Source organism: Fibrivirga algicola (assembly GCF_011742925.1).
Lineage (GTDB): Bacteria > Bacteroidota > Bacteroidia > Cytophagales > Spirosomataceae > Fibrella > Fibrella algicola.
This window is the reverse complement of the sequence record NZ_WAEL01000009.1, coordinates 200,432-225,166: the sequence shown is the minus strand read 5'-3', so window position 1 is coordinate 225,166 and position 24,735 is coordinate 200,432. Positions and strand designations below refer to the sequence as shown.

Below are 24,735 nucleotides of genomic sequence, written 5' to 3'. Positions count from 1 at the left end.
GATTGACAATTAATGGCGGCGGCTAACTCTGCGTACCAGGGGTGGTGATGGGCAACTGGATTATAAACTCTGAGCCCTTCCCTTCCTGACTATTTACCATTAAGTCGCCGCCATGCCCTTTTGTGATAATGTCATAGCTCAAGCTCAGTCCTAACCCTGTACCTTCCCCCGTTGGCTTGGTGGTAAAAAAGGGCTGAAATATCTTGGCTCTAATGGGCTCGGGGATGCCTGTACCGTTGTCGCCCACCCGAAGCTGGACATACCCATTTATCCGCATCGATTTGATGGTTAATATGCACTGATAAGGAGTCAGTTCACCTGATGGCTTAGCTTGTAGTGCGCGACGCTGCTGCTGAACGGCATAGAACGCGTTCGTGTACAGGTTCAATAAAACCCGGCCGATTTCCTGCGGCACTATACTTAGCTGAGGCAAGTCGGGGTCGAACTCCTTTACTAATTCACAAGCGAAGTCATTATCTTTTACCAATAGCCCGTGATAGGCAATCTTAAGATACTCATTGGCCAGGGCGTTTAAATCGGTAGGGCGTTGCTCGCCCGTACTGCTACGGGAATGCTCCAGCATACCCCGTACGATAGCCGACGCGCGCCCGCCATGATGAGCAATCTTAGCCAGATTAAGGCTAAGGTCGTTGGCAATTGCCAATACGTCGTCGGTCCGATTGGCCAGCGCTTCCTCTTTCAGTTCATCGAGCAGGTCAGTGGAGAGGTCAGAAAAATTGGTGACGAAATTCAACGGATTTTGAATTTCATGAGCGATACCAGCCGTCAACTCCCCTAGACTGGCCATCTTCTCGCGTTGAACCAGTTGCGTTTGAGTAGTGCGCAGATCGGTCAATGAAGTCTCCAATTGACTGCTTTTTCGATCAATCTCGGCTTTTTGTCGCTTCAGAGCATTATTATACCGATATAAGGTGACCAATATGATTGCACCCAAGCCAAGAATAATAAATAAAGAAATGAGGATAATGCGCTGATTTTTTTTCTCCTGGTTTAGCAGGTCTACCTCCACCTGTTTTTGCGCAATTTCATAATCAGTCCGAAGGTCAGCCATCTTCTGAATAGACTTAACATTATTAACACTATCCCGGTACACTATGTGGCGCTTATAATAAGCAAGTGATCTGCCTGAATCGCCGGCTGTCTCATATATTTTTGAGAGTTTCAGATTAGCATCACTAATCTGCTGTTTTAAGCCATACCGCTGTGCTAATGTCAGGCTTCTTTGCGCATAAGTTAATGCCACCGACTGGTGCCCTTTATCCAGATAAATATCAGCCATCGACAGTAAGTAAACAGAGATGGGATAAACATCTTTTAATTCCTCCAGTAATTGAATTGCCTCATTAATATTTTTTTCAGCCAGTTCATTTTTTCCGGTATTGGCATAGACCATACCTATATTACCCAGATTGTAAGCTTTACCAATTTTATAATTAGCCTTGTCAAAAATTTTTCCAGATTCGCTGAAATAGAGTAGCGCTGACTTATAATTTTTATGACTAAGGTATTCATCGCCGGCATTTAAAAAAGCGGAACCCAGCAACACTGAATTATCAGCATTTTTGAGTATAGCAATTGCTTTATCATAGTACGTCATCGCATTGGCATGATTGCCTGAAATTGAGTACAGATCAGCAATTGCCATGTAGGCCGTTCCTTCGCCCAGCGAGTAGGCCGTCTTTTTTGCGGCTTCGGCGCTTTTGATGTAGGCCTCGAGTGCTTCATCTAAATTTCCGAGCAATCTCTTTTTGTTGCCCTTTTGCAGATAGCCACTATGGAGTGACGGGTAGTTGCCCGCCTGTCGGGCTAGACGAATCAGTTCTTCGGCATACCGAAGTGCTCTGGCTAAATCTTTTACTTCATTGAAGGCTAACTTCCGAAGCAGGTCCAACCTCGCAGTGCCCTCCAGCGTGTTCTTCTGATAAATAACGGCAAGGCTATCAGCCAGCTGCTGATTCTGACAGAAAGCAGATAAATTGGCAACGAAAAAAAGGCCTACTACTAAATAGTAGACCTTAGACATACCTCCACGCATACTTACGAGTCGACTTGAATTTTCGGATCAAACTTATACGTTATATCGTCAGAATCCCTAGTAAACATAATCGTATAGTCTTCTTCACATTTTTGAAGACCAAGAGTAACTTGCCCGCTCCAATTGGATGATCCACCTACTGGTGCGGGATTTGGGTTAAAAACATCAATTGATGAATTGTCCTGAATCGCAGTGATTGCTTTAACTCCTGACTTTGGCGCAATAATCCATAGGATTGTATCACCTGGACTAGCTACGGTAACACCATTATCTGAAAGTTTAAGTGACCCGTCTGCATTAATGCCTTCAATTGTAATTGTCTTAGTCATGTTTTTATAAACTGTGTGAATAGTGAGCGTGAATCTAGTCGCCTATTAGTTCTTGAAAAGAATGCAACCTATTGACACTACTAGGACTATAGAGTTGTAAGAAATAATTTACGCATGTTCACCTCTGAAAGGTATTAGTTTTTCCGTTATGACTAATTATTTATTTTCCTAATTACTATTCGGTATACAACTAATCTACCATTATAATATGTCATACTATTGATATATACGGGTAATTCTGTCTGACAGCCACGTATATTTTTCAGCATACCAAGCAAAACGCTGGGTAACCTATGTGGTTTCTACAGTCAGGCTCACGATCCGTCTGACTGGGTCAGGTGAGTACATTATCGGCCGCCTCTGTACATTGCGGTTCAATCCATCTCAACACTATGCAGTCAGACTCTCCCCGCCCCCACTACCACCAGTTTTCGCATTCGTTATTATCGCTGGCCATTATCACGCTGGCCATTTACCTGGGACAGGACATCCTGGTGCCGCTGGCACTGGCTGGCCTGCTGGCTGTTTTGCTGCAACCCATTGAAGGCTGGCTGATTCGTCGGGGTATGCACAAAGTGGTGGCGATTACGCTGGCCCTCACGCTGGCGATCATCATCCTGACAGGCCTCGGTATTCTGCTGTCAATTCAGCTCTCGGATTTCGCCGACGATTTACCCAAGATTCGGCAGCATATGACCGAGCTCTACGAGCGGGTCAGACATTGGGTACGTTCTGAATATAACGTCAGCTACCGCCAGCAGGATAAATACATTCAAAAGGCGCAAGCGCAAACGCTCGACGGCCTTCAGGGGTCTGACGCCATCGGGATTATCAGCGGGCCGCTGGGTACGTTGATTCTGATCCCGATCTATGTATTTCTGCTGCTATATTACCGGTCGATGCTGCTCCATTTCATCGTGGTGCTATTTCCGCCGCAGTTTACCGACAAGGTGCGCGACGTGCTGTCGTCGATCAAGGCTGTGGTACAGAGCTACATGGTTGGCCTGCTGATCGAAACGGCCTGCGTAGCGGCACTCAACTCGGTTGGGCTGATGCTGCTCCATATTCAATATGCCATCTTACTCGGTATCATGGCCGCCCTGCTCAACCTCGTTCCGTACATCGGTGGGCTGGTTGCCACGCTACTAACCGTAATCGTTACGATGAGCTACCAGACCGACTTGTCAGTGTTATCGGGAGTTGTGGGTATATTCCTGCTGGTGCAGTTCATCGACAACAACCTGCTGGTGCCCTTCATTGTGGCCTCGAAAGTAAAGATCAACGCGCTGGTTTCTATTGTTGGCGTTCTGGTTGGTGGCGCGCTGGCGGGCGTTTCGGGTATGTTTCTATCTATCCCGGCAATCGCCATCCTGAAAATCATTTTTGACCGGGTCGACAGCCTGCGTGCCTGGGGTGTGCTTCTGGGCGACCAGACCCCCGAGCAGGAAGGCAGTAAGCTGTTCCGCCTGCCGAGACGGCCGCGCCGGGTTAAGAAAGAGGAAGTAGCCAGTTAACGGCTTGTACTCGGGCCTGGCATCGGCTTGTTATACTCAGACAGGGTCATCGCCGCCGTCTGGCTACGCACAGGCGGTTTCCAGACGGCGGGGCAGGTTGTCATATGCACCCAGCACCGGATAGGGTACCTGCCCGAGGTACGTTGCCTGAAGTGCATCGGCTGGTCGGCACTGTTCACCGTGTCATGCCCCCCCTGCGCTACCTCGAATTCATCGGCGATCACCCGACTATCAAACAGGTGTAGCCAGCGCTTTACAGTGCTGCTTGTCAGAACTGGAAATAGATGAATGAGCTGCTGCCTTTTTGGGTCAGAATAACCAGAATCAACATACTGGCCCAGCCCAGGCTAACCGCCCACCACGGGAGCCGCTTTACCTGCTCAGCCACCGAGGTAGTACGCATTAGCCAGTGGCAGCCAATCAAGAGCACCGTCACGAGCGTCACCGTTAGAATGGCCGTGTTGGTGAGCATCGCAGCGCCGTCGGGAATGATGCCAAACATCGCCAGCAACAACAGCATTGCCCCGTTGAAGGTGGGAGCCCGGAAGAAGACCCAGGTGATATTGACCAGCAAGAGCGTCAGCATGGCCAGCCCGAACTGCCCCAGTGGACTAGCCATCGGCACCGACGGCACCATCGATGCCTGACTGACTACCTGACCGGTGTCGACCCGCTGCGCGGCAACGGCACGGCGATTTTCCAGCCCCTGACGTATCAACCGTTCGGCGCAGAGGAACAGGCCGTGCAGCGCGCCCCAGACCACAAACGTCCACGAAGCGCCATGCCACAGACCACCCACGAGCATGGTGATCATCAGGTTAAGGTAGGTACGTGCCGTGCCCAGCCGATTGCCCCCCAGCGGAATATACAGGTAATCGCGCAGCCAGGTTGAGAGCGTGATGTGCCAGCGGCGCCAGAAATCCTGGAAACCAATGGCCGCGTAGGGATACCGGAAATTGTCGGGCAAGACGAACCCAAGGCAAAGCGAAACACCAATGGCGCAGGTTGAATAGCCCGCAAAATCGCAGAAAATCTGGGACGAGAACGCCAGAACGCCCATCCAGGCATCAAGAGGCTGCACCGGGAAGGGCAGCGAGAAAATCAGATCGGCGGTATTCGACAGCAGGCCATCGGCCACGGTCACTTTCATGAACAGCCCCAGCGAGAGCAGAAACAACCCCCAGCTCAGTTGCGTCGACGTGGCGCGACGGGGCTGGTCGAATTGCGGCATCAGGTCTTCGGGGCGTACAATTGGCCCCGCCACCAGGTGTGGAAAGTAGGTAACGAAGAGGGCAAAATTCAGGAACGAGGGCTCAGGTGGAAATTTACGGCGATACACGTCCAGGGTATACGAGAGCGTCACGAAGGTGTAGAACGAGATACCGACGGGCAGAATGATGTCGGGTTTGGCGGCTTGAAATGCTATACCGACCGCCGACAACAAGGCCGTGAAGTTCTCAAGCAAAAAGCCGCCGTACTTAAAGTAGCTCAACATGCCCAGGTTCAGCACCAGGCTCACCGTCAGTAGCAGCTTACGGCGTAGAACCTGCTGCTCCTGCGCAATGAGCCGGGCCATGTAAAAATCAACCACCGTCGATAGCCACAGGAGAAGAATGAACGGCGGGTTCCAGAGAGCGTAGAACAGGTAACTGGCCAGCAACAGGATAACCTTCTTCGCTTTCCAGGCAATAGGCAGGTTGTGCAGCCCCAGAATGATCGCAAAAAAGACAACAAACGTGTAGGAGTTAAAGACCATAAGGTGGGTGAATTAGCGGTTAGTAAACGTCGGTTCCTGGAGCAATACAGCCTGTGGCGGGCCAAGCAGCCAGCCCGTTTTTTGGGCAATGATCGGGATCAGGCCTTCGGTAAACTTGATAGCTCCTTTCGGGGCCAGATGCGACCATTCTGGGCAATAGACGTCATTAAGAGCCGGGTAATCCTCGAAGTAGACCCCTGGCGACTGCGTGTAGACCAGAAGCTTCTCCCAATACTGAGCGCGGGGATACATCTTCTTTTCGGCCGCCCACATAGCCCCTTGCGAAGGCGTACGGATAAATATCACCTGACCGCCCCGCGCCCGAATCTGATCGACCGAGCGTTTGGTGGCATCCAGAATAGTTTGTAAGGCAGGTCCGGCAACAGCAGTTGGCGGACTGTGGGCACCTACATCAAGCCACACTTTCTTAACGGTATTTTGCAGCGCAATACTGGCTACAAAGGCATCGGTCATCCGGGTCTGCCGGTCCTGGTCGACGCTCATAAATTCGCGGGGAAACTGTGGGCCGCCCCACACACCGGGCCGGGTTGGAATGGGCAACAGGTTGAGCAGGGGATTCAGCGACAGGTTCACCTCATCCAGAAACAGGAAATTAGATTCCAGCACCTTATTGATCTGAAAACTAGCCTGCTGGGAAAGCGACCAGTTGGGGTAGGCCGTTACCCGTTTGATGGCCTCTTTTTCGGGGAAAGAACCGTCGGGCGTGAAGAACAGCAGTTCGGTGACGTCGACGATCAGGATGCCCTTGAAATCAGGGTCGTTGCCCAGATCTGTTAAAATGGGGCGGGGCGATGTGCCTTCGATGGATAGCTGAATCGGCTTTTCACCGACAATGCGCGCCCAGGTGGGCAGGTCAAGGTCGAATTTGATGCGGGAAGAGCCAATCACAACGGGTCGGGTCGGGCTGCTCTCGTAAATCAGCTTTCGTTTGCTGGCCCACATACTTTCGTCATCGTTGTAGGACAGTTCCAGGTGCTGACTCCGCCAGTACAGTTCCCAGCTAGCCACGAAGGCCAGCACGAGTCCGAGGGTTAGCCAGGCGGCTTTTGCGTAGTTTTTCGTCTGCATACGGAGTGGGGTAGCTGGTAAAAATTTGCTCAATTTCCCTACTTGACTATGCAGGGAAATCGAGCAATGGTGTGGATGGTGTATAGTCAGTTAGCGCTTCGTCAGGCCATCCAGAGCAATATCCTGGCTGCCGTCAGCATTCGTGCGAATGCTGTACCGGGTGGGGTAATAGCCGGGGGTCTGGAACATAGCGGGCTGCCGGATCGCTTTGTCGAGGATGGGCTTGGTGTTGAGATAACTCAATGTTACCATCTGCTCCCAGAAAGTCACTTTACCGTCGTATGATCCAAAGACAAACGTTTCGGTGAAGGGCTGGCCCTTGAATTCGGGGCTGGTAACATCCGACCAGTGCGCACCCATGGCTGGCACCCCACCCGGCCCTTTCACGTAATCGACGGGCAGGTAACTGGCGGCGGGTACGTTGTCGAATTTGGTCGCTGCTTTATCGTAGGTCGGAATGGCCATCACTTCGTTCATAGGTTGCATGTAGAAGTGGAAATCGAAATGCGGCACATTGTAGATGCCGTCTGGTTCGTGGCCCTGCGGGTTCCAGTCGATCATCACGTGCTTGAAGGGTGTGTTGGCAACCGCCTCGTCGGGCAGGGGCAGCATATACGCACTCACCGTTTTGATAGAGGGCATGCTGGCCAGCGCTTCTTTGGTCATGGTGAAGCCAATCGATGAGGGGTTCCCCTTCGCATCGCGCATCATCCAGGTTCTGACCGTGCCACTGCCCATCGTTAGTGTAGAACCGTACACGCGGTCAGCCGGGGTAGCCGTGTCGGTTGTTGAGCAGCTCAGAAAAAGTGGTAGGGCCAGGAGGTAGAGGTAAATGCGTTTCATGAACATGTTTGGAAGATGTGGTGTAAATCAGTGTATTAATTACCCTGGCAAGTACCATTTAGCCCTTCGCTCCCGCTAACACGCTCGTCACATTCGTTACCAATTTTGTAACATCGATAAAAAAAAGCCCGGAAATCCGGGCTTTTAAGGACTTTTGACTACAACTACGCGCTAAACCGGCGCTTCTGTTTTACTATACTGCGACGGCAGCACGCCGTACTGTTCCTGAAACACTTTGGCGAAATAAGACAGGTTGTCGAACCCAACGGCGTAGGCTACCTGCGTTACGCTCTGGTCGCCGGTTCGCAGTAATCTGGCGGCCGTAGCTAGCCGGATATCCCGGATGAAGTTGGTTGCATTTGAGTTAGTCAAGGCTTTGATCTTGCGGTGCAACTGCATCCGGCTCAGATTCGCGGCCTCGGCCAGAGCCTCAACAGAGAAGTTCGTATCGTCGAGGTGGGCCTGCACAATGGCCGTCAGGCGGTCAATAAACCGTTGCTCTGCGGTGAGTGGTGTGGGCGTCACCAGTTCGGTACGGGCGGGCGATTTCAGATGGGTACTAAACCATGCGTAGAGCCGTTGCCGCTGCTGGATCAGGTTTCGTACCCGTGCCTGAATCTCGGCCTGGTTGAAGGGCTTGGTCAGGTAATCGTCGGCGCCCTGCTCATACCCTTCAATCCGGGATTCAACGGTTGTTTTGGCGGTCAGCATCACTACCGGAATATGGCTGGTCGCTTCTTCGCTTTTCAGCATCCGGCAAAAGGCAAAGCCATCGAATCGGGGCATCATCAGATCACAAATGACCAAACTAGGCAGCAAAGCAAGGGCTTTATCGAGTCCCTCCCGACCATCTTCAGCTTCAACTACCTGGTAATCGGCCTCAAAAATCTGCCGGATGTACGCCCGGATATCGGCGTTGTCGTCGATCACGAGCAACACCTGCTCAGCCGCCGCGAGTGGCGAAGTGGCTGGTTCGGCCGCGCCGGCATCGGGCAACAACGTACCCAGCGTTACGGCAGGTACGTTTTCAGGTAGGTCCGCAACCCCTTCATCGCCCAACGGGTCGACCATCGTCACGGGCAGTTGCAGGGTAAACGTGGTACCCACACCGGTGGTACTCGCCACTTCAATGCGCCCCCCCAGCACCCGCACCAACTCGTTCACCAGCGCCAGCCCGATCCCGGTACCCTCATGCAGGCGATTCGCCCGGCCGTCGACCTGATAGAATCGTTCGAAAATGTGCGCCAGATTTTCGGCCGCAATCCCGATGCCCGTGTCCTCAACGCAAAGCCGTATTGTACCCAACGTTGCTGGTTCGGCATACTGCACGCTCATGCGCACATGGCCACCGGCAGGCGTAAACTTGAAGGCATTGGCCAGCAGGTTGGTCACGATTTTCTCTACTTTGTCCCGGTCAAAATCAGCCCAGCGTTCGGTAGTAGTCTGAGTAAACGAAAAGTGAATCTGACGGCTCTCGGCCAGCACCGTAAACGAGTTGGCCAGCGTCTGAAAGAACACAGCCATATTACCCCGCTCCGGTTCTGCCGCCAGTTGCCCTGCTTCCAGTTTGCTCAGATCGAGCAGTTGATTGATCAGGCTCAGCAGGCGGCTGCCATTCCGCTCCATCAACGCCACAATGGGCTCAGACAGGGTAACCACCGGCTCGCTTACAAGGCGGCGCTTCAGGTCGGTCAGCGGGCCAAGAATCAACGTGAGGGGCGTTCGGAACTCGTGCGAGATCGTGGTAAAAAACTGCGTTTTAAGCGTATCCAGTTCGGCCAGTCGCACCGCTTCCTGCTGCTCGAACAGGAGACGTTGCTGGAGCATCCACCGCTGGGTTTTGAAGCGATACACCTGCCAGCCCACAAAGGCCAGCAACCCGGCGTAGAGCAGATACGCCCACCAACTGCGGTAAACGGGTGGATAAATACGGATCTGCAACTCAGCAGGCGCGCTCCAGGTCTGGCCATCGGCCGAGCCCATTACCCGAAACGTGTACTGACCATCGGGCAATTGCGCGTAGTTGGCAAACCGGTTCGTGCCCGCCTCTACCCAGTCCTGATCAATCCCTTCCATCTGGTACCGATAGCGATTTTTGGCCGGGTTGGTAAAATCCAGGGCGGCAAACTCCAGCGTCAGCAGGTTCTGATTATAGGCCAGTTTCAACGCATTTGTGTACTCAATGCTCTGCGCCAGCATATCAGACGGGTCACCCGGCGTTACCACTCTGTTATTTACTTTCAGCCCAATGATGGCCACCGTTGGCAGCTTGGCCAGTCGCGTGGCCACATCAGAAGCCCGAAAGCTGGTCAGGCCATTTACGCCGCCGAATAGTAACTCGCCCGATGTTGACCGGCAGAACGAACTGGTGTTAAACTCATCGTCCTGTAGCCCATCGGCGCGTGTATACTGCCTGAAAACAAGGGTTTTCGGGTTAAACTGGGCCAACCCCCGGTTAGTACTCAGCCACAGGTTTTTGTACTCGTCGGTCAGTATGCCGTACACTACTTTGTTTGGTAGCCCCTGGGCTTCGGTAAAGTGCGTAAACGTACCTGCCTGTTTATCGAGCCGCTCCAGCCCGCCGCCTTTCGTGGCCACCCAGAGGTACCGATCGGGGTAATGGGGGTCGTCGGTTACGCTCAGCACAAAGTCATTGCTGAGGCTGGTACGATCCGTTGCCGAGTTTTTGTAGATGGAAAAGGTGGGCGCTGTCTGTAGGTTTTTCACCTTCACGAGCCCCTTCTGCGTACCAATCCACAGCGTACCCAGCCGGTCACGGTGCATAGCGTACGTTTCAATTTCGGCGCCGCTGCGGGGTAACAACGATTGGTAACTGAACACGCGGAACGCTTCTTTCTTTGGGTCGAAACGCACGAGTTGCCCATTGGTAGCCCCAAGCCAGAGGTTCCCCTCCCCGTCTTCGTAGCTCTGGTTGCCGTAAAAGCCAAACGACGTGGTGGCGGGGAGCGGGTACTTTTTGAGCAGCCGCCAGTCTTCCGAAAAATGAATCAGGAACTGGTTATGCGTCTCAAAATCAACATTCGACACCCAGAAATCGCCCGTGCGTGACTGAATCATATGCCGTTGGCGCTTATCGGCGGGGGGCAGTTTGTCGTCCAGAAACGGCCGCAGCTGATTGGTAGCCGGATCGAAAAGCCCGTAGGCAAACTGGAACCGCGCATAGGTACGCCCCCGCCTGTCGGAGTAGAGGCTAGACAGCGATACATTGGGCAGGTAGTGATGAAACTGCTTGATACTAGGGTTGAATTTGCGTAGCCCGTAGCCGCTGGTGCCGACCCAGATGTTGTCGGTCTTATCTTTCAGCAGGTTGGTAATCGAATAGACATTGGGCGGCAATGAGACAAACGCATTTCGGGCAGTGAGGCTATCCAGGGCGTACAACTCGGCGGGCGACAGAAGCCAGAGCAGATCGGGGGTGGCAATCGCTACCGTTTTCTTGTCGATGGGCTTCAGTTGAACGTTGAAGTTGTTTTCCGTAGGCAGCCGGATCGTTTTCCGGTTGCCCTTGTACCACCCGATGATCTGATCACTGTTGGTCACGAATCGATACTCGTTTTGCGGGTCTTCGTACATGGAATGGACATCCTCCCGCTCCGCCAGCGACACCTTTGTAGCGGTGGTGGGCCGTTTCCAGTTGAAAGCGTATATGCCGTTGGTAGTGCCCAGAAAAGCCTGTCCGTTCGGGTGGAAGCTGATATAGCTGGGCAGGCTCTTGTCTTTCAGCCTTGTTTCAGGAAACGAGATATGGATTTGCCGGGTCTGTTCCGTGAAGTTGGGTTGCTCAGGGAACTGGGTGTCCAGCGATTTGGGCAGGCTTACTTTAAACACTTTGTTCTTATCGGTGCCGACCCAGATATTTCCCTCGGGGTCTTCGGTCAGGAGCCATATCTCGTAGTTGCCGGCGTCAGGGGCGGAGCGGTCGCTGATAGCGATATGGTAAAACCGCTGGGTACGTTCGTCGAAAAGGTTCAGGCCATTGTCGATCGTGCCTACCCAAACCCGGTTGTGGCTGTCGATGAGCAGGCTCGAACAGCTATTGTCGGACAGGCTGAACGGATTGTAGGGGTCGTGTGAGAAGACCGTGAAGTTATAGCCGTCGTAGCGGTTGAGGCCGTCTTTGGTGGCAATCCAGATGAACCCTTTCCGGTCCTGCTTCAGCCCAAAGATCATGCCTTGCGACAGACCATCTGAGATGGTCAGCTCCTGCCAGCCTTTTGGCTGGGCAACCAACGTGAACGGCATGAGTATCAGAAGGTAGAGAAATCGCATACCTGGTCATTTAACCCGTAAACTAATTGAAAGTAGCTTAACTCCCGGTAAGTAGGAAGCTATATCTGCTATTCGGTAATTTTTCTAAAGTCAGGTACATCCCAGCCAACCCAATCGACGCGTACCGATTGCATTTTCTTTCCGAAAACCGGCCCGGTTGTCGGGTATCCTCCCACTGGCATAGGCGTTTAACCGTTTGCTAAACAGCCTATTGCGACGGTAGACTAGTTCGGTAAGATTGGTCACGCTAACGAACTACCGACCAGCTAAACCGGCGGCCAGCCAGCGTGCCAAACCACTTAACTACGTGCATTATGGCCTGGAATTCAAGTATCATTGGCTCACAGATTTTAGCCGTGCATGCGGCACTGGTGCCAACTGGCCCGGAGGGCGAGGTCGTCTTCTTTGGGGGCGACGAGCATTGGAGCGACCAGCAGGAACCGGACGGCAATTTTCGGAAAACCCGGATCTACGACGTGCAATCCCACGCACTGGTCGGCGTGAACGTACCCTCGCCTGACAGCGACGTGTTCTGCTCGCACCACGCCTTCACGGCCGATGGTCGCCTGCTGATTGCGGGCGGCACCCAAAAATGGCCCGACAGCGGTGACGGACATGGGCATCAACTCGATTTTCTGGGGCACCGGCGCTGCTGGCTCTACAACCCCAGGCAACGTACCTGGACCGAAGTGCGGAAACTCAATACCAACCCCGATCAGCCCGACGAACCCCACTCAGGGGGGCGCTGGTACCCCGGCCTGACAACGATGGGCAACGGAGAAGTAGCCGCTTTTTTTGGGCACCCCGATCAGGAAGATAGTCGGCACCGGAACAACCTGCCCGAACGCTACAATCTGGCCGGCAACGTCTGGATCAATATGCCAAAGGAGATGGGGACGTACGGTGAGCCCCAGAGCGGCGGCCGACGGTTCCTATTTTTCCCCCGTGTGTTTCAACTGCCAAATGGGCGCCTGTTTTTTGCTACGCCCATGCCCGCCAACTTTACCGGCGGAACCGAAGGCACGCATTTTTCGACCGCCTATGACCCATTCACCGGCGATTACCTGGACCCTAAAATTGCCCAACCCGACGGAGCCTATCACGATTGGAACCGGCCGGGCCTGATGATGCCCTTGTTACCGGGCGACGATTACCGGGCGCGGTTCCTTTTTGTGGGCGGTGTCAATCCACAACGGCTCGACCTGGGCGCGGCCGCTCCTACCTGGCAAGCTACCGCGCCACGAGCGGCCTCCGTTGCCAGCCGCGACCGATCGTTTGCCAACGCCGTGCTGCTACCAACCGGAGACACCTGCGTGGTGGGTGGCGTACATGTAGTTGACCCCGAGCAGCCAGTACTGGAAGCAGAGATTTACAGTCCCGGCATTAACTGGACTACGGGCCAGTATACCAATGCCGACGCCTGGGCCGTGAAGCAGGCCGCTGTGCACACCCGAAACTACCACTCCTCGGCGTTGCTGCTGCCCAACGGGAAAGTTTGGGTGGCGGGGGGCAACACCAATGCTAATTCCGGCGATCCGGATTCGGACAGAACGGTCAATGGCGTAACCAAGAAGCTGGGCATCAAGCAGATCGAACTTTATGAACCTGACTACATTGCCACACCGAACCGGATTCAACTGACCGCCTGGCCCCAACTGCTCACCTTCGGAGAATCGTTTGTGCTGGAAATCGATCGTCCCGCCACCAACGTGCAGTACGTAGCCCTTATCCGGGCGGGGTCGGTGACCCACTCAACAGACAACGACCAGCGTTTTGTTGGCCTGCGCATCGACGCGAGAAACGGTAATACACTCACCCTGACGGCTCCACCAACCGGCAATATAGCCCCACCCGGCTACTACATGATCTGGGTAGTCGACACGGCCAATATGCCTTGCCAACTGGCCCGGTTTGTCCGACTGGCGCACGTAGGCTGCCGGGTCATTACCGACCGGTCTACCTTCTCGCAGGAAGAAGTACAGGCGCTGGGCGGCGGTGGGCAGGCCACCTTCAACAATGCCGTTTATGTGCAATACGATGGGTTCATTCATACGGAACTGACCGGCACACCGGCTGTCAGCCTGACCTGGACCGATACGAACGCGGCCATTCCAGACACCGACCTGCGCCTGATTCCGGTCGGGCGATTACAGGAGGTGAATCCCGGTTTTGCGGACGTACCACAGCGAATCACGTATCCGTTCCACGTGCGGTTTCTGAACCTGAACGCCTTTGCGGGCTTTCCGGACAGACGCCAGATTCGGGTTACGTTTACGATGGGGCACCATGTGTGCAGTCAGAATCTGGAACTCAGCCACTCGCCCAATCCGTACATGATCGATATCAACGTGGCAGAAAACAACCCATCGTGGCTGTCGACCGATGTGCGCGTCTTTTCGATTTTGGCAGGGCAGACCAAATTCGGCGACGTTGTGCAGGGAATGAATACACCCATCCCGTTTATCCGCCAGTGTCTCGATAAGCTGAACAACCCGGCCAACAACGGTAATGCCCTCTTCGAAAGTCTGTCGACATCAGGCACACTGGATCTGGCCAGTCACGGCCTGTTGGGTATCCTGCCTCTTTACAACTTCGCTATTGCGCGGGTACGTTACCGCGCCGTAACTACGGTTGCCCAGCGGGTAAAATGCTTCTTCCGGCTATTCAACGTGGCTGCGACCGGCCTTGAGTTCAATCCCAACACTACTTACCGCCGAACGGCCGTTGGCCCCAACACCACGCCATTGGTTGGCACGGCAGGCGGCGAAGTAGCCTCTATCCCTTTCTTTGCCTCTAATCGGGTAGAGACCGTTCAGGGTCAGCCTGGTGCTACCTCGATGGCCAATCAGGGGCTCGACCCGACCTACGAAATACGGGATATTGCCCCCAATCCGGGCGGTGCCGAAGTAACGGTGTATTTCGGCTGTTGGCTCGACATCAACCAGACACGCAAACGCATTCCGATCAACCCCGGCAACAGCGATGGTCCCTGGGCCGACGCCGCCTGCCGGTCGATTCAGGAGCTGACGCGGGGCCGGCATATGTGCCTTACCTCTGAGTTATTCTTTGAACCTGACCCCACCCAGAACGGGGCCACGCCGGGTTCGAGCGATAACCTGTCGCAGCGTAATCTGGCCATTCTGCACTCCGATAATCCAGGTGGCCCCGATTCGCACACGGTCATGCACACGTTCGAGATCAAACCGTCGCCCATTCCGCCGGGGCAGCAGGTGCTCGCCAGCCTGTTTGAGGAAGGCGACAACCTCAGCGCCTTACGCAAACGCTACCGCCTTGACGAGCTTATTTTCCGGTGGTATAACCTGCCTCCGGAGAGCGAGATCACCGTTTATTTCGCCGACATCGACACTGCCGACATTCAGGCGCTGGCCAGCCTGCGCCAGAGTCCGCTGGCCTGTCAGGTGGTTGACCGGCACACGCTCAAGTTTAAGGTTGGCGGTGCCGTCTGGGTGCCGATCCCCGGTGGCCGCACCCTGAACATTCCGGCCTTGCTATGCATAAAACTGCCCGATACCGTGGTGTATGGGCAAGACTACAAGGTCAGTATTCATCAGGTAGCGGGCCGGACCGGCCAGATTATCGGGAGTTGCGAGTTCAGGATTCCCGTATCCAAAGCCGAGCTGATACTGGAAGAAGAAACTCGTACACTGTCGGTTTTCAAGCACATTATCTCAACCATTCCAACCGATAATCGCTGGTATTCGCTGATGAAACGCTACGTGCATCACCTGGGGCTGAAAGTTGATGCGCTGGGCGGCGATGCGGGGGCGGTACACCCAAATCCTGACGGATCGGGCAGGCCGTACGAACCGGCGACTGAAAAGCCTCCCCGGCAGGCGGATCAGCTCTGCCAGCTTATTCTATGCTTATTAGCCCGAAAAAGCATTCAGGAAGTGCTGCGAAAGGCCGGCATAAACCCCGACGAGGTGCAAGCCTGCGTCGGCGAGTACTGTCGGCCGGGTAAAGCCAGCCAGCACAACGAGCGCAATGAGGCGTTGCTTCGGGAACGGCTACAGGCCATTCTGCACGACGAACGAGTGGTGCAGGCCGTACTGGGTGAGTTAGAAAAGGAGTAGCTGTTTCGCACACCCGCCAGACGCGCATGTCTGGCGGGCAGCCAACTCAATAAACTAACCGGATACTTACTTACAAATCTGGTAAACCTACAGGGTAAACGCCCGGTTAAGGGGGTAGCAACGATGCAGTCCCTTGAGAAAAATCACGCCTTTTTTACAGCTGTTCCGGCAGGCTTTTGCCAACCTGAAAAACAACGACCCCATTCGGATGGCCGCGGCCACGGCGTTCTTTGGTTTTTTCGCCCTCCCTCCCATAGTCATCATTGTTAGTCAGGTACTGGGACTGCTTTTCAACGATTATACGCAGGTCGTCAGCGGGCGTCTCTTTCGGCAGTTGGCCGAACTGTTTGGTCCCCGCAGTGCCCGCCAGCTACAGGACATCTCGGAACACCTGGAACCTCAGAAAGCTGACGGCTGGCTGATGGGGGTCAGCATCGTTATTCTGTTGATCGCGGCCACAACGCTGTTTGAGGTGATGAAAAACTCGCTGAATCAGCTTTGGAACGTAAAGGATCGGGCGGGGCTTACTCCCGTTTACTTCCTGCGAAACAGGGGGATTGCGCTGGTGATCATCATTGCCTCCGGGCTGCTGTTTACCACGTCGCTGGCCGTTGATCGCCTCCTGTCTCTGTCGGTCAGTTCACCCAACGAAGCTACCGGTTTTATCGATGATTTTTTTGCCGCTGTGGGCAGGTACGTTACTTCGGTGGTTACGCTCACCTGCTGGTTTGCCCTGCTATTCAAGTACCTCCCCAACATCCAGGTACGCTGGTCGGCGGTTTGGGTTGGCTCGCTGGTCACGGCGGTGCTGTTTACGCTGGGTGAAATGCTGCTTACGCTCCTGTTAACGGATCGCCAGATGCAGGCCGTTCACGGACGATCGGGGTCGATTACGCTGGTGTTGCTGCTTGTCTTTTATTGCTCGTTGCTATTCTACTACGGGGCGGCCTTCATGCGGCAATATGCGCTCTGGGCCGACGGAGAGGTTACCCCTACCCGCAATGCCGTTGGATACGAGATCACCGAAGTTGATAAGCCCGGCTCGGTGGCTTGAGTCCTGTTTATGGCACTTTCGCCGGTTGGTCTTCAGCTTACGGAGGCTGGAGTCAGCCGATACGGCGCAAAAAAACCGGTGTAGCCACCTGAGTCACTACACCGGTTAGCACCGTAGCAAGGTATTTTTCAGCCGTTTACACTGATTGCGGAGCTGGCTCGATGCTGTTCACGATCGACCAGCCGAGGCCAAGCGCCAGGGCGTCTTCGGCCAGCGCCACTACCGGGTCGGGCAGCCCCAGGCTGTGGTCCAGCCACTGCCGAAGCCGAAACAAGGCCAACGTACCCACAACGGTTCCGATTCCGCCAGCAACGGCCCCCACCGGAATATCGGCCCCTTCGGCCTGGGTCAGGAACGCACCGCAGGTTGCTCCCGACGCAATGCGCAGACCAAACTGAACAGGAACAGTGCGATCGGGACCATCGGGCAGTTTATCGCCGATCAGTTCTCCCCCGGCCAGTACCTTGAGTGCTAGCGAAGCAGGCGGCATGGCGAGGTAATGCATAGGGTCGTTCGGCTGTTTGGTCGGAAACGTCCGGACAAGTTTATGGCTCAGCAGAGCTGGTGCGATCAGGGCCCGCATCCCGGCAACAAAGCCAAGGCCGAACGCTTTCAAATAAGTCTGATTCATATCGTTAAAGGCATTGAGTAAGCACGCCCCCACCAGCCGGGGCCGGCAGGGGTCACGCTCGATTTAGTTTTCGTCTTTCAAGGTCTGCATATCGATCACAAACCGGAACCGCACGTCTTCATCCAGCATCCGGCTAAACGCCTTGTTGATATCGTTCATGGCAATGATCTCTACCTCAGGCAGGATGGAGTGCTCGGCGCAGAAATCCAGCACTTCCTGTGTCTCAGCAATACCGCCAATGACCGATCCGGCCACGCTGCGGCGGTGCATCGCCAGTTCCATGTTGTTGAGCGGGCTCTTGTACTTACCCAGCAGCCCCACCGTCACCAGCGAGCCGTTGCGCTTCAATAAACTGATGAACGGGGTGATATCGAACGGGTCGGGAATTGTGATCAGTAAGAAATCAAACGCCAGTTCGTGGGCTTCCATCGCTTTTTTGTCGCTTTCGATCAGCACCTCGTGGGCACCCAACGCCAGAGCGGCTTCCCGTTTGTCTTCATTCTGCGTGATCACCGTCACCTGAGCCCCCATCGCCTTCGCCAGTTGAACGCCCATATGACCGAGTCCACCCAGGCCAACGATGCCAACGGTGTCGCCTTCCTGCACATCCCAGTGCCGCAACGGCGAGTACGTGGTAATGCCTGCACACAGAATTGGCGCTACGGCTTTTATATCCAGCGAATCAGGAATACGCAAGACGAACGATTCTTTCACAACCAAATTGGTTGAATAGCCGCCAAACGTGTTGAAGCCGTTGCCGTTTGGCTTCATGTAGCCATTATACGTGGCGGTCCAGCTAACAGGTCCTTCACAATAGTTCTCTTCGCCTTCCTGACAAGACGAACACTGCCCGCAGGAGTCGATCATACAGCCTACGCCTACTGTGTCGCCGACCTTGAATTTGGTCACTGCGCTACCCACCTGCGCTACTTTCCCGACTACCTCATGACCGGGAATGCACGGATACACGGTGTTGGCCCAGTCATTGCGCACCTGGTGCAGATCGGAGTGGCACACGCCACAATACAGTACATCGATCAGTATTTCGTCTGCCTTTGGGGCGGCCCGCTCAATGTCCATCCGGGAAAGACGGCTCATTGAATCGATCAACGAGGCGCTGGCTCCGTAGGCCTTTGTTTGAATAACTTCCATAATGAAAAAATAAGCGTTGCGTTGCCCGAAATGCAGGCAACAAAGTTGAGTGCACGACTAAATTGACAAAGGTGAAATAGCCCGAACACCCGCAGTAACCAGGTTGTTCAGCGGGCGTTCGGGCAAGGAAATCTACTGGAAAGCAGCCCGCAACCGCTTGGCTGCAAACTCCTGAGCCTGAGCCGACTCAGGAATAATGCCGTACATTCCGAAAAACTCGTGCGTAACACCCGTGTACAGCTGGTATGCAACCGGCACATTAACTGAGCTTAATTTGTCGGCCAGCTGCTTGCCTTCGGTCAGCAGCGGGTCAATCTCGGCGGCAATGATGGTTGTTGGCGGTAAACCCGACAGATTCGCTACGTCGACCAGCGAGATCAGCGGACTGTCTCCATCAGCAGGCGACTGGAAGTAGTTACCCACGAACCACTCGACCAGCGGACGGTTCAGTGGCTGTGCCATCGCATATTTGTTGTACGACTCAGTAGTAAGATCGTTGTTGGCAACCGGATATACCGATAAAATGTGTACTGGCAGGGGAACGTTGCGATCACGGGCCATCATGCTCACCGTCACGGCCATATTACCCCCCGCGCTCTCGCCTCCAACGGCAATGCGGTTGGCATCGCCGCTGATTGATGCCGCATTCTGACGTACCCACTGATAGGCCGCGAATGCATCTTCGTGGGCGATGGGGAATTTATTTTCGGGCGACTTGCGGTATTCGACCGAGACAACGACAGCCCCCGTATTCTGGGCCAGTGCCTGCGTTGAGTATTCATATACCTCAGGCTTTCCAATAACCCAGCCACCACCATGGTAATAGACAAGGACCGGTGCCTTTGGCGACACACCGGCAGGGGTGTAAATCACCACCCGAATGGGGACACCGCCAGCTCCCGGAATGGTGCGCTCGCTGGTGGTTACGTTTGCCTGCGGAATTGGATAGCCGTTACGGGCCAGCAGCGAGTTTACGGCATCTTTAAACGTTGGTTTCGTACGCGCTTCCTGAGGCGTGAGGGTGTTGAGCGGCACTGGGCTCAACCGTTGTAATTCCTCAATCACGGCCAGCATCTGTGGTGTGATCGTGGGGCCCCAGCTGGGTTTGGGGTTGTTCGACTGGATGACCTGTCCTGGTAGCGGAACGCGGTGGTCTTCACACGACGACAAAAGAGCAATTCCTCCGGCCAGCGCCGCCATACGGAGCCATGAACGGGGTGATACATTGGGTAACGAAAGCTGTTTCATAACGCTTCTAATTGGTTTTTCTCAATCAACAGCGTTGCGATACGGGTGTTTCGCCAATTTAATAATACGGATAGACTATTTAGCCTATAGCCTTAAAGTTTAATCATATAAATATTATATCATACATTTATCTTTTCGGTATTTTGTGTCTATCAGCCGCCACCAACGGACACAAAATACCGTAAAACCAACCGCAACTAATTAGCAATCAGCTACATAAAAAACATTACTTCAGCTCCTTGATTTTGATACTTCTGAAGCTCACCGAGTCGCCGTGGTCCTGCAACAGGATGCGTCCCTGAGGAGCCTCACCGAAATTCGGCCACACTTTGTATTTGCTCTTAGCAACGAGTTCTTTAAATGCAGGCGACCCCCGGTCGTATTCGAGTACTTTCACGCCGTTGAGGTAATGCTCTACGTGGTTGTTCGGATGCACCACCACACGGCCTGTATTCCACTGACCGGGCTCGTGCACAAAGCGATCCTGCTTGTCGGCCTTAATCATGTCATAGAGCGAAGCAAGGGTGCGGTTGCCATCGCGGCCTGCCTTGGCGTCGGGGTGCAGTTTATCATCGAGTACCTGAAACTCAAGTCCGATTGCCGAGCCTTTGTTGTTTTCCGAGAGGGTCACGAAGTACTTGAGGCCACTGTTACCACCCGGTGTCAGTTTGAAATCGAAGCTGACGTCGAAGGCGCTGAACTGGGCCTGGGTCACGATGTCGCCTCCGTTGGTGCTTTCGCTGCCTCCCGATGGCTCCACGCTGATCATACCGTCTTTGATTGCCCAGCCTTTTTCGGGAAACGTTGGTTTGTACGCGCCTTTCCAGCCCGCCGAACTAACGCCGTCGAAGAGGAGTTTCCAGCCGTTCTGTTTCTCGAACGGGGTCAGCGTATTGGGAATCGTGTTGACAACGTACCCATCTTTTGGGAAATCGGTTGAGGGTGTGGTAGCGCCTTTGATGCGGATATTCTTCCAGTAGATTCGCTTGCCCACTTTATCGGGGCTTCCGATGGCGTGCACCTGCAGGGCAATCACCCCTTTGCTGTCAACATTGTCGACCAGATAGGCGGCGGGTGTTCCGTTTACCCAGGTACGTATGTTGTTGCCTACACACTCGATTTTCACCCGGTTGAACTCGTTGTGTTTATAGCTGTTCTGCCCCGCCGGATTCAGTCCCATCGGGTAGAGCCAGTCGCGGCGGCCTTCGTCGTAGATACCGCCCGTCCACTTCCGGGGCGATGGGTCGAGTTCGTACTGATAGCCAAAAACTTTGCCTTTTCCATCGCGGGCGGCAGGGTCGTACTGGCTCCGGAACTGAATCCCCGAGTTAGAGCCCAGGTCCTCGATTTTCACGTCGAGTTCCAGCACAAAATCACCGTATTCCTGTTCGGAGATCAGAAAAGTATTGGGCGACTGGGCCACGGTACGACCCACAATGACGCCATCTTCAACGGCGTAGGTCGCCGTGCCAGCTACCTGTTTCCAGCCTTTCAAGGTTTTACCATCGAATAGGGTTGTCCATTTTGTGGTGGAAAGCTTGGCCTGTCCGTTTGCCGCAAGGGTCAGGGCAAACAGCAGCACAACGAGTAAGGGAGTTTTTTTCATAAGACCATGTATGACTTGTATTCACCCGTAGGAAGTCGCCACCTGCCTGTTACTTACTCATATACCCACCCCACGCAGTGCACGATTTAACCCTATTCGGTTTTTAATGAGTCGATTAGCTGTGATTGGTTACTCGATCCTGTGCGTACCGGGCTTTCAGCAGGTTCATCATACCCACGTTGATGGCCCATTGATCGGCGACGGGTTGCCGGGTGAATGGCAGCAGGGGCATATAAGGTGCCGGTCCAAATTCGGTCGTGATGGTCAGTTGCGTCCCCGCCGCCCGGTGCAACTCGACAACGCGATCCCACCACCCCAGATGCGCCCGCAGCGTTTCGGCCCATTCGGGTGCAAACGGATCAGTGACCTGCGGCCCTTCCGGATACCCCACCCGGCTGTGGATATGGTCGGTACGCGCGATGGCGAGGTCAACGGCTTCGGCCTGATCATCGAGCAGCGATTCGTGCACGGCACACCAGTGCGATATATCGAGCGTGATGCGCAGGTCCGGAAACATACGCAGGTAGTCCCGGCTTATGTGCGCCGCAAACAGGGCTTTTCCGCGGTGCGTTTCGTGGATAATTCGGATGCCCGTTTCAGCCGAAATACGAGCGGCCAGCTCAACCAGTTGCCCGTTCTGGATAGGCGAGAAATAATCTTTACCCGTTTGGCAGTTTATGCATACTGGTTCTGCCGCCGCCAGATGCCGCAGGTAGCGTTCATACTGCTGCCGATGCGCCTCGAAATCGGATTCGTTCGACTGCCAATACTGACCGATCAGCTCAAGACCAAACGTTTGTAGCGTTTCGTGAATTTCCTGACGGGCCTCTTCTTCGAACGGCAATGCCATTTCAACACCCTCATACCCCGCCGCTTTTACGCGTTGGCAAAAAGTTGGGAAGGGCAGGGTATTTCCCCATTCGGGCGCGTAAAATTTGATTGGCATACAGGTTGGTGGGTAAGGTGGTGGATTCTGGCCCGCCCGTCGATGGCGGTATTGATTGGTGAGGGTTGTCAGGTACGTTACCCACAACCAGCAAAGCAGTCTACACCGACGCGGGCAGGGTCAGCACAAACTCGGTGAATTGCCCTTCTTCGCTGTCGACGGTCAGCGTGCCGCCATGTCCTTTCGTGATGATGTCATAGCTTAGCGACAGCCCAAGGCCTGTCCCCTGTCCGGCAGGTTTAGTGGTGAAGAACGGCTGGAAAATCTTCTGCTTTATCGCTGGCGGAATACCGATACCATTGTCGCGAATAGTGATGCAGATCTGGTCCGACTTACGTTCGGTACGCACCAGTACCTCGGGGGTATAGCCTGCTTCCCTCTGCTGCTGCCGCTTCTGTACCGCATAAAAGGCGTTGTTCACGATGTTGAGAATCACCCGGCCTACCTCCTGCGGCACCACCGACACATCGCCCAGATCAGGGGCGGACTCGATAGTCAGTTTGGCATTAACCGACTTGTCTTTGGCGCGAATGCTGTGATAAGCCAGTTTGGTGTATTCTTCCGTTAGGGCGTTAAGGTCGGTGCGTTCCTTCTGTACACCTGTGGTGCGGGCATGTTCGAGCATGCCTTTGATGATCGAGGACGCCCGGTTGCCATGCTCTGTTATCTTCCGCAGGTTCTGTTGCATATCACTCAGCAACTCTTCCTCCAGTTCAACGTCGCGCTGTGGCTGCTGGCGAGTCTCGATCAGTTCATTGACAAGCTCGGTGCTCACCTCCGAGAAATTATTGACAAAGTTGAGCGGGTTCTGAATCTCGTGGGCAATCCCCGCTGTCAACTCGCCCAGCGACGCCATTTTTTCGGCCTGAATCAGTTGCGTCTGGGTTAATTTCAGTTGGGCCAGCGTTGCCTGCAATGCCTCTTTCTGCTCGCTCAGTTGCTGATTTGCCAGGTGTTTAGCCCGGTTGTTACGACTCAGGACAAACGCAAAGCCGATCAGCAGGGCAATGCAGCCAATGAGTAGCAGCACATACTGCCGCTGCCGGTTCGATTCCTGCTCGCGGAGCTGCCGGTCTTTGGTCAGGAGTTGAATCTGCGATTCTTTCTTTAGCAGGCTCTGCTTATACGTAAGCGACGCCAGCCGCCGACTGGTAGCCTCGGCGGTCAGGCTGTCTTTATAGGCTGTGTATTGCAAATAATAGCGGTAGGCCTGGGCATAGTCGCCTTCTTTGGCAAAGGCCGTACTGAGTGCTTCGTTTGAATCGCGTAGTTTTTTGCGGGCCGTCAGTTGCTTCACCACCTGCGGACTGCTTTTTTCGAACAGGATCAGGGTATCGAGCAGCCGGTCCACAAAATCAGTCTTCACCCGCACGTACCGTGACCGGGCCGGATCACCGTTGAGCGAGACCGAGGGGGGCATAGGGTCAGTAGGGCGCTCAGGGGCTGTACGCCGGTCGAAAACGCGCTTATCGAACACGGTGTTCGGCTCAAAAACGAAGGGGGCATTAAGGACCTGCTGGGGTCGGCTGCGCACCACCACCGTACGGCCAATCGCCTTACCCAACGCCTCCATGACTGGTGCGAAAGCCGCCGCCTGCGTAGGTGATGTGCGAACTGCGTTCGTCTGAATTCGGACAACCTGACCCAGCACCCACCCAGCCTCGCGATAGTCGGTCAGTTGGGCCACCAGCCGGTTTGCCTCCTGCAAGTTGGCGGCGGCCTGTTGGGGTTGCTGCTCCAGTTGTAAACCGGCCAGCTGACAGAGGGCGATTACCTGCCCCGATGGGTACGCGATTTGCCGCGATAAGGTGAGCAGGGAATCCGCCACCACCACCGAGCCAACGGGTCTCGACAGGGCGGCACGAAGGCGATACGTCTCTTTGCGGGCAGCCTGTGACCTACCTGCACCAACGCTATCGTCTGGTACAGACTGGGCCCACCCGATCAGGCTGGCCGTCAGCAGAAAAAAAAGACAAAGTCCTGAACCGGATAACAATTTCATTGGCGGGTGACTAAATTACTCGGCTTGAATATACCGCAATTAACCGCTCATACATCTTGGTGGACGTTACCCAACCTTGGGCCTGCTAATTCGGCTTCGTCAATCGGATATTGTGCAGGCAATAT

The 24,735-nt window shown here is 54.5% G+C and carries 16 protein-coding genes; 4 read left to right on the top strand and 12 right to left on the bottom strand.

What is annotated here, in order from left to right; all coding sequences use genetic code 11:
• Window positions 1-22 precede the first annotated feature (22 nt).
• Both F7231_RS22470 and F7231_RS22465 read right to left on the bottom strand, forming a co-directional pair.
• Complete coding sequence (locus F7231_RS22470; protein ID WP_166693632.1) at window positions 23-2,044, bottom strand: tetratricopeptide repeat protein; 2,022 nt, start codon at window positions 2,042-2,044, stop codon at window positions 23-25.
• A 14-nt stretch (window positions 2,045-2,058) separates the two neighbouring features.
• Window positions 2,059-2,385, bottom strand: a complete 327-nt coding sequence (locus F7231_RS22465; RefSeq protein ID WP_166693631.1) for a hypothetical protein — start codon at window positions 2,383-2,385, stop codon at window positions 2,059-2,061.
• Between the two features lie 392 nt (window positions 2,386-2,777).
• On the opposite strand from F7231_RS22465, the gene F7231_RS22460 reads away from it, so the two are divergent.
• Window positions 2,778-3,899 (top strand): AI-2E family transporter, encoded by a 1,122-nt coding sequence (locus F7231_RS22460; RefSeq protein ID WP_085414235.1) that lies wholly within the window; start codon window positions 2,778-2,780, stop codon window positions 3,897-3,899.
• A 104-nt stretch (window positions 3,900-4,003) separates the two neighbouring features.
• A complete protein-coding gene (locus F7231_RS22455) occupies window positions 4,004-4,144 on the top strand; it encodes a hypothetical protein (protein ID WP_166693630.1) in 141 nt (46 codons plus the stop codon).
• 23 nt (window positions 4,145-4,167) lie between these two features.
• Here F7231_RS22455 and F7231_RS22450 read toward each other — a convergent pair whose 3' ends face one another.
• From F7231_RS22450 to F7231_RS22435, 4 genes are all read right to left on the bottom strand, one after another.
• On the bottom strand, window positions 4,168-5,655 hold the full coding sequence (locus F7231_RS22450) for an MBOAT family O-acyltransferase (protein WP_166693629.1): 1,488 nt from the start codon (window positions 5,653-5,655) through the stop codon (window positions 4,168-4,170).
• Between the two features lie 12 nt (window positions 5,656-5,667).
• A complete protein-coding gene (locus F7231_RS22445; RefSeq protein ID WP_166693628.1) occupies window positions 5,668-6,744 on the bottom strand; it encodes a hypothetical protein in 1,077 nt (358 codons plus the stop codon).
• Between the two features lie 90 nt (window positions 6,745-6,834).
• The gene (locus F7231_RS22440) at window positions 6,835-7,587 is read right to left on the bottom strand and encodes a DUF5602 domain-containing protein (protein ID WP_157510678.1); all 753 of its coding nucleotides are present in this window, start codon (window positions 7,585-7,587) and stop codon (window positions 6,835-6,837) included.
• A 171-nt stretch (window positions 7,588-7,758) separates the two neighbouring features.
• A complete protein-coding gene (locus F7231_RS22435) occupies window positions 7,759-11,850 on the bottom strand; it encodes an ATP-binding protein (protein WP_310589380.1) in 4,092 nt (1,363 codons plus the stop codon).
• Window positions 11,851-12,191: 341 nt separating this feature from the next.
• Between F7231_RS22435 and F7231_RS22430 the strand changes: the two genes are divergently transcribed.
• Window positions 12,192-15,971 (top strand): galactose oxidase early set domain-containing protein, encoded by a 3,780-nt coding sequence (locus F7231_RS22430; RefSeq protein ID WP_166693626.1) that lies wholly within the window; start codon window positions 12,192-12,194, stop codon window positions 15,969-15,971.
• A gap of 133 nt (window positions 15,972-16,104) precedes the next feature.
• Window positions 16,105-17,025: a YihY/virulence factor BrkB family protein gene (locus F7231_RS22425; protein ID WP_085414241.1), complete on the top strand. Its 921-nt coding sequence runs from the start codon at window positions 16,105-16,107 to the stop codon at window positions 17,023-17,025.
• Window positions 17,026-17,161: 136 nt separating this feature from the next.
• On the opposite strand, the gene F7231_RS22420 is transcribed toward F7231_RS22425, so the two are convergent.
• The 6 genes from F7231_RS22420 to F7231_RS22395 all read right to left on the bottom strand — a co-directional run bounded on the left by F7231_RS22420 (window position 17,162) and on the right by F7231_RS22395 (window position 24,610).
• Window positions 17,162-17,656, bottom strand: coding sequence for a DUF4126 family protein (locus F7231_RS22420; RefSeq protein WP_085414242.1), 495 nt, complete (start codon window positions 17,654-17,656; stop codon window positions 17,162-17,164).
• Window positions 17,657-17,719: 63 nt separating this feature from the next.
• Window positions 17,720-18,808 carry an NAD(P)-dependent alcohol dehydrogenase gene (locus F7231_RS22415; RefSeq protein ID WP_085414243.1) on the bottom strand — a complete coding sequence of 363 codons (1,089 nt, stop codon included), beginning with the start codon at window positions 18,806-18,808 and terminating at the stop codon, window positions 17,720-17,722.
• A 132-nt stretch (window positions 18,809-18,940) separates the two neighbouring features.
• Window positions 18,941-20,056, bottom strand: coding sequence for an alpha/beta hydrolase (locus tag F7231_RS22410; RefSeq protein WP_229370235.1), 1,116 nt, complete (start codon window positions 20,054-20,056; stop codon window positions 18,941-18,943).
• Window positions 20,057-20,282: 226 nt separating this feature from the next.
• Entirely contained in the window at window positions 20,283-21,662 is a 1,380-nt protein-coding gene (locus F7231_RS22405) for a 3-keto-disaccharide hydrolase (protein ID WP_166693625.1), read from the bottom strand.
• A gap of 115 nt (window positions 21,663-21,777) precedes the next feature.
• Entirely contained in the window at window positions 21,778-22,608 is an 831-nt protein-coding gene (locus F7231_RS22400; protein ID WP_166693624.1) for a sugar phosphate isomerase/epimerase family protein, read from the bottom strand.
• 100 nt (window positions 22,609-22,708) lie between these two features.
• Window positions 22,709-24,610: a sensor histidine kinase gene (locus F7231_RS22395; protein WP_166693623.1), complete on the bottom strand. Its 1,902-nt coding sequence runs from the start codon at window positions 24,608-24,610 to the stop codon at window positions 22,709-22,711.
• Window positions 24,611-24,735: the final 125 nt, after the last annotated feature.

What these genes read in the sequence shown, in the direction of transcription:
- F7231_RS22470 (WP_166693632.1), bottom strand. Translation starts at nt 2,044, where the DNA reads ATGTCTAAGGTCTACTATTTAGTAGTAGGCCTTTTTTTCGTTGCCAAT.
- F7231_RS22465 (WP_166693631.1), bottom strand. Translation starts at nt 2,385, where the DNA reads ATGACTAAGACAATTACAATTGAAGGCATTAATGCAGACGGGTCACTT.
- F7231_RS22460 (WP_085414235.1), top strand. Translation starts at nt 2,778, where the DNA reads ATGCAGTCAGACTCTCCCCGCCCCCACTACCACCAGTTTTCGCATTCG.
- F7231_RS22455 (WP_166693630.1), top strand. Translation starts at nt 4,004, where the DNA reads ATGCACCCAGCACCGGATAGGGTACCTGCCCGAGGTACGTTGCCTGAA.
- F7231_RS22450 (WP_166693629.1), bottom strand. Translation starts at nt 5,655, where the DNA reads ATGGTCTTTAACTCCTACACGTTTGTTGTCTTTTTTGCGATCATTCTG.
- F7231_RS22445 (WP_166693628.1), bottom strand. Translation starts at nt 6,744, where the DNA reads ATGCAGACGAAAAACTACGCAAAAGCCGCCTGGCTAACCCTCGGACTC.
- F7231_RS22440 (WP_157510678.1), bottom strand. Translation starts at nt 7,587, where the DNA reads ATGAAACGCATTTACCTCTACCTCCTGGCCCTACCACTTTTTCTGAGC.
- F7231_RS22435 (WP_310589380.1), bottom strand. Translation starts at nt 11,850, where the DNA reads ATGCCGTTCACGTTGGTTGCCCAGCCAAAAGGCTGGCAGGAGCTGACC.
- F7231_RS22430 (WP_166693626.1), top strand. Translation starts at nt 12,192, where the DNA reads ATGGCCTGGAATTCAAGTATCATTGGCTCACAGATTTTAGCCGTGCAT.
- F7231_RS22420 (WP_085414242.1), bottom strand. Translation starts at nt 17,656, where the DNA reads ATGAATCAGACTTATTTGAAAGCGTTCGGCCTTGGCTTTGTTGCCGGG.
- F7231_RS22415 (WP_085414243.1), bottom strand. Translation starts at nt 18,808, where the DNA reads ATGGAAGTTATTCAAACAAAGGCCTACGGAGCCAGCGCCTCGTTGATC.
- F7231_RS22410 (WP_229370235.1), bottom strand. Translation starts at nt 20,056, where the DNA reads ATGAAACAGCTTTCGTTACCCAATGTATCACCCCGTTCATGGCTCCGT.
- F7231_RS22405 (WP_166693625.1), bottom strand. Translation starts at nt 21,662, where the DNA reads ATGAAAAAAACTCCCTTACTCGTTGTGCTGCTGTTTGCCCTGACCCTT.
- F7231_RS22400 (WP_166693624.1), bottom strand. Translation starts at nt 22,608, where the DNA reads ATGCCAATCAAATTTTACGCGCCCGAATGGGGAAATACCCTGCCCTTC.
- F7231_RS22395 (WP_166693623.1), bottom strand. Translation starts at nt 24,610, where the DNA reads ATGAAATTGTTATCCGGTTCAGGACTTTGTCTTTTTTTTCTGCTGACG.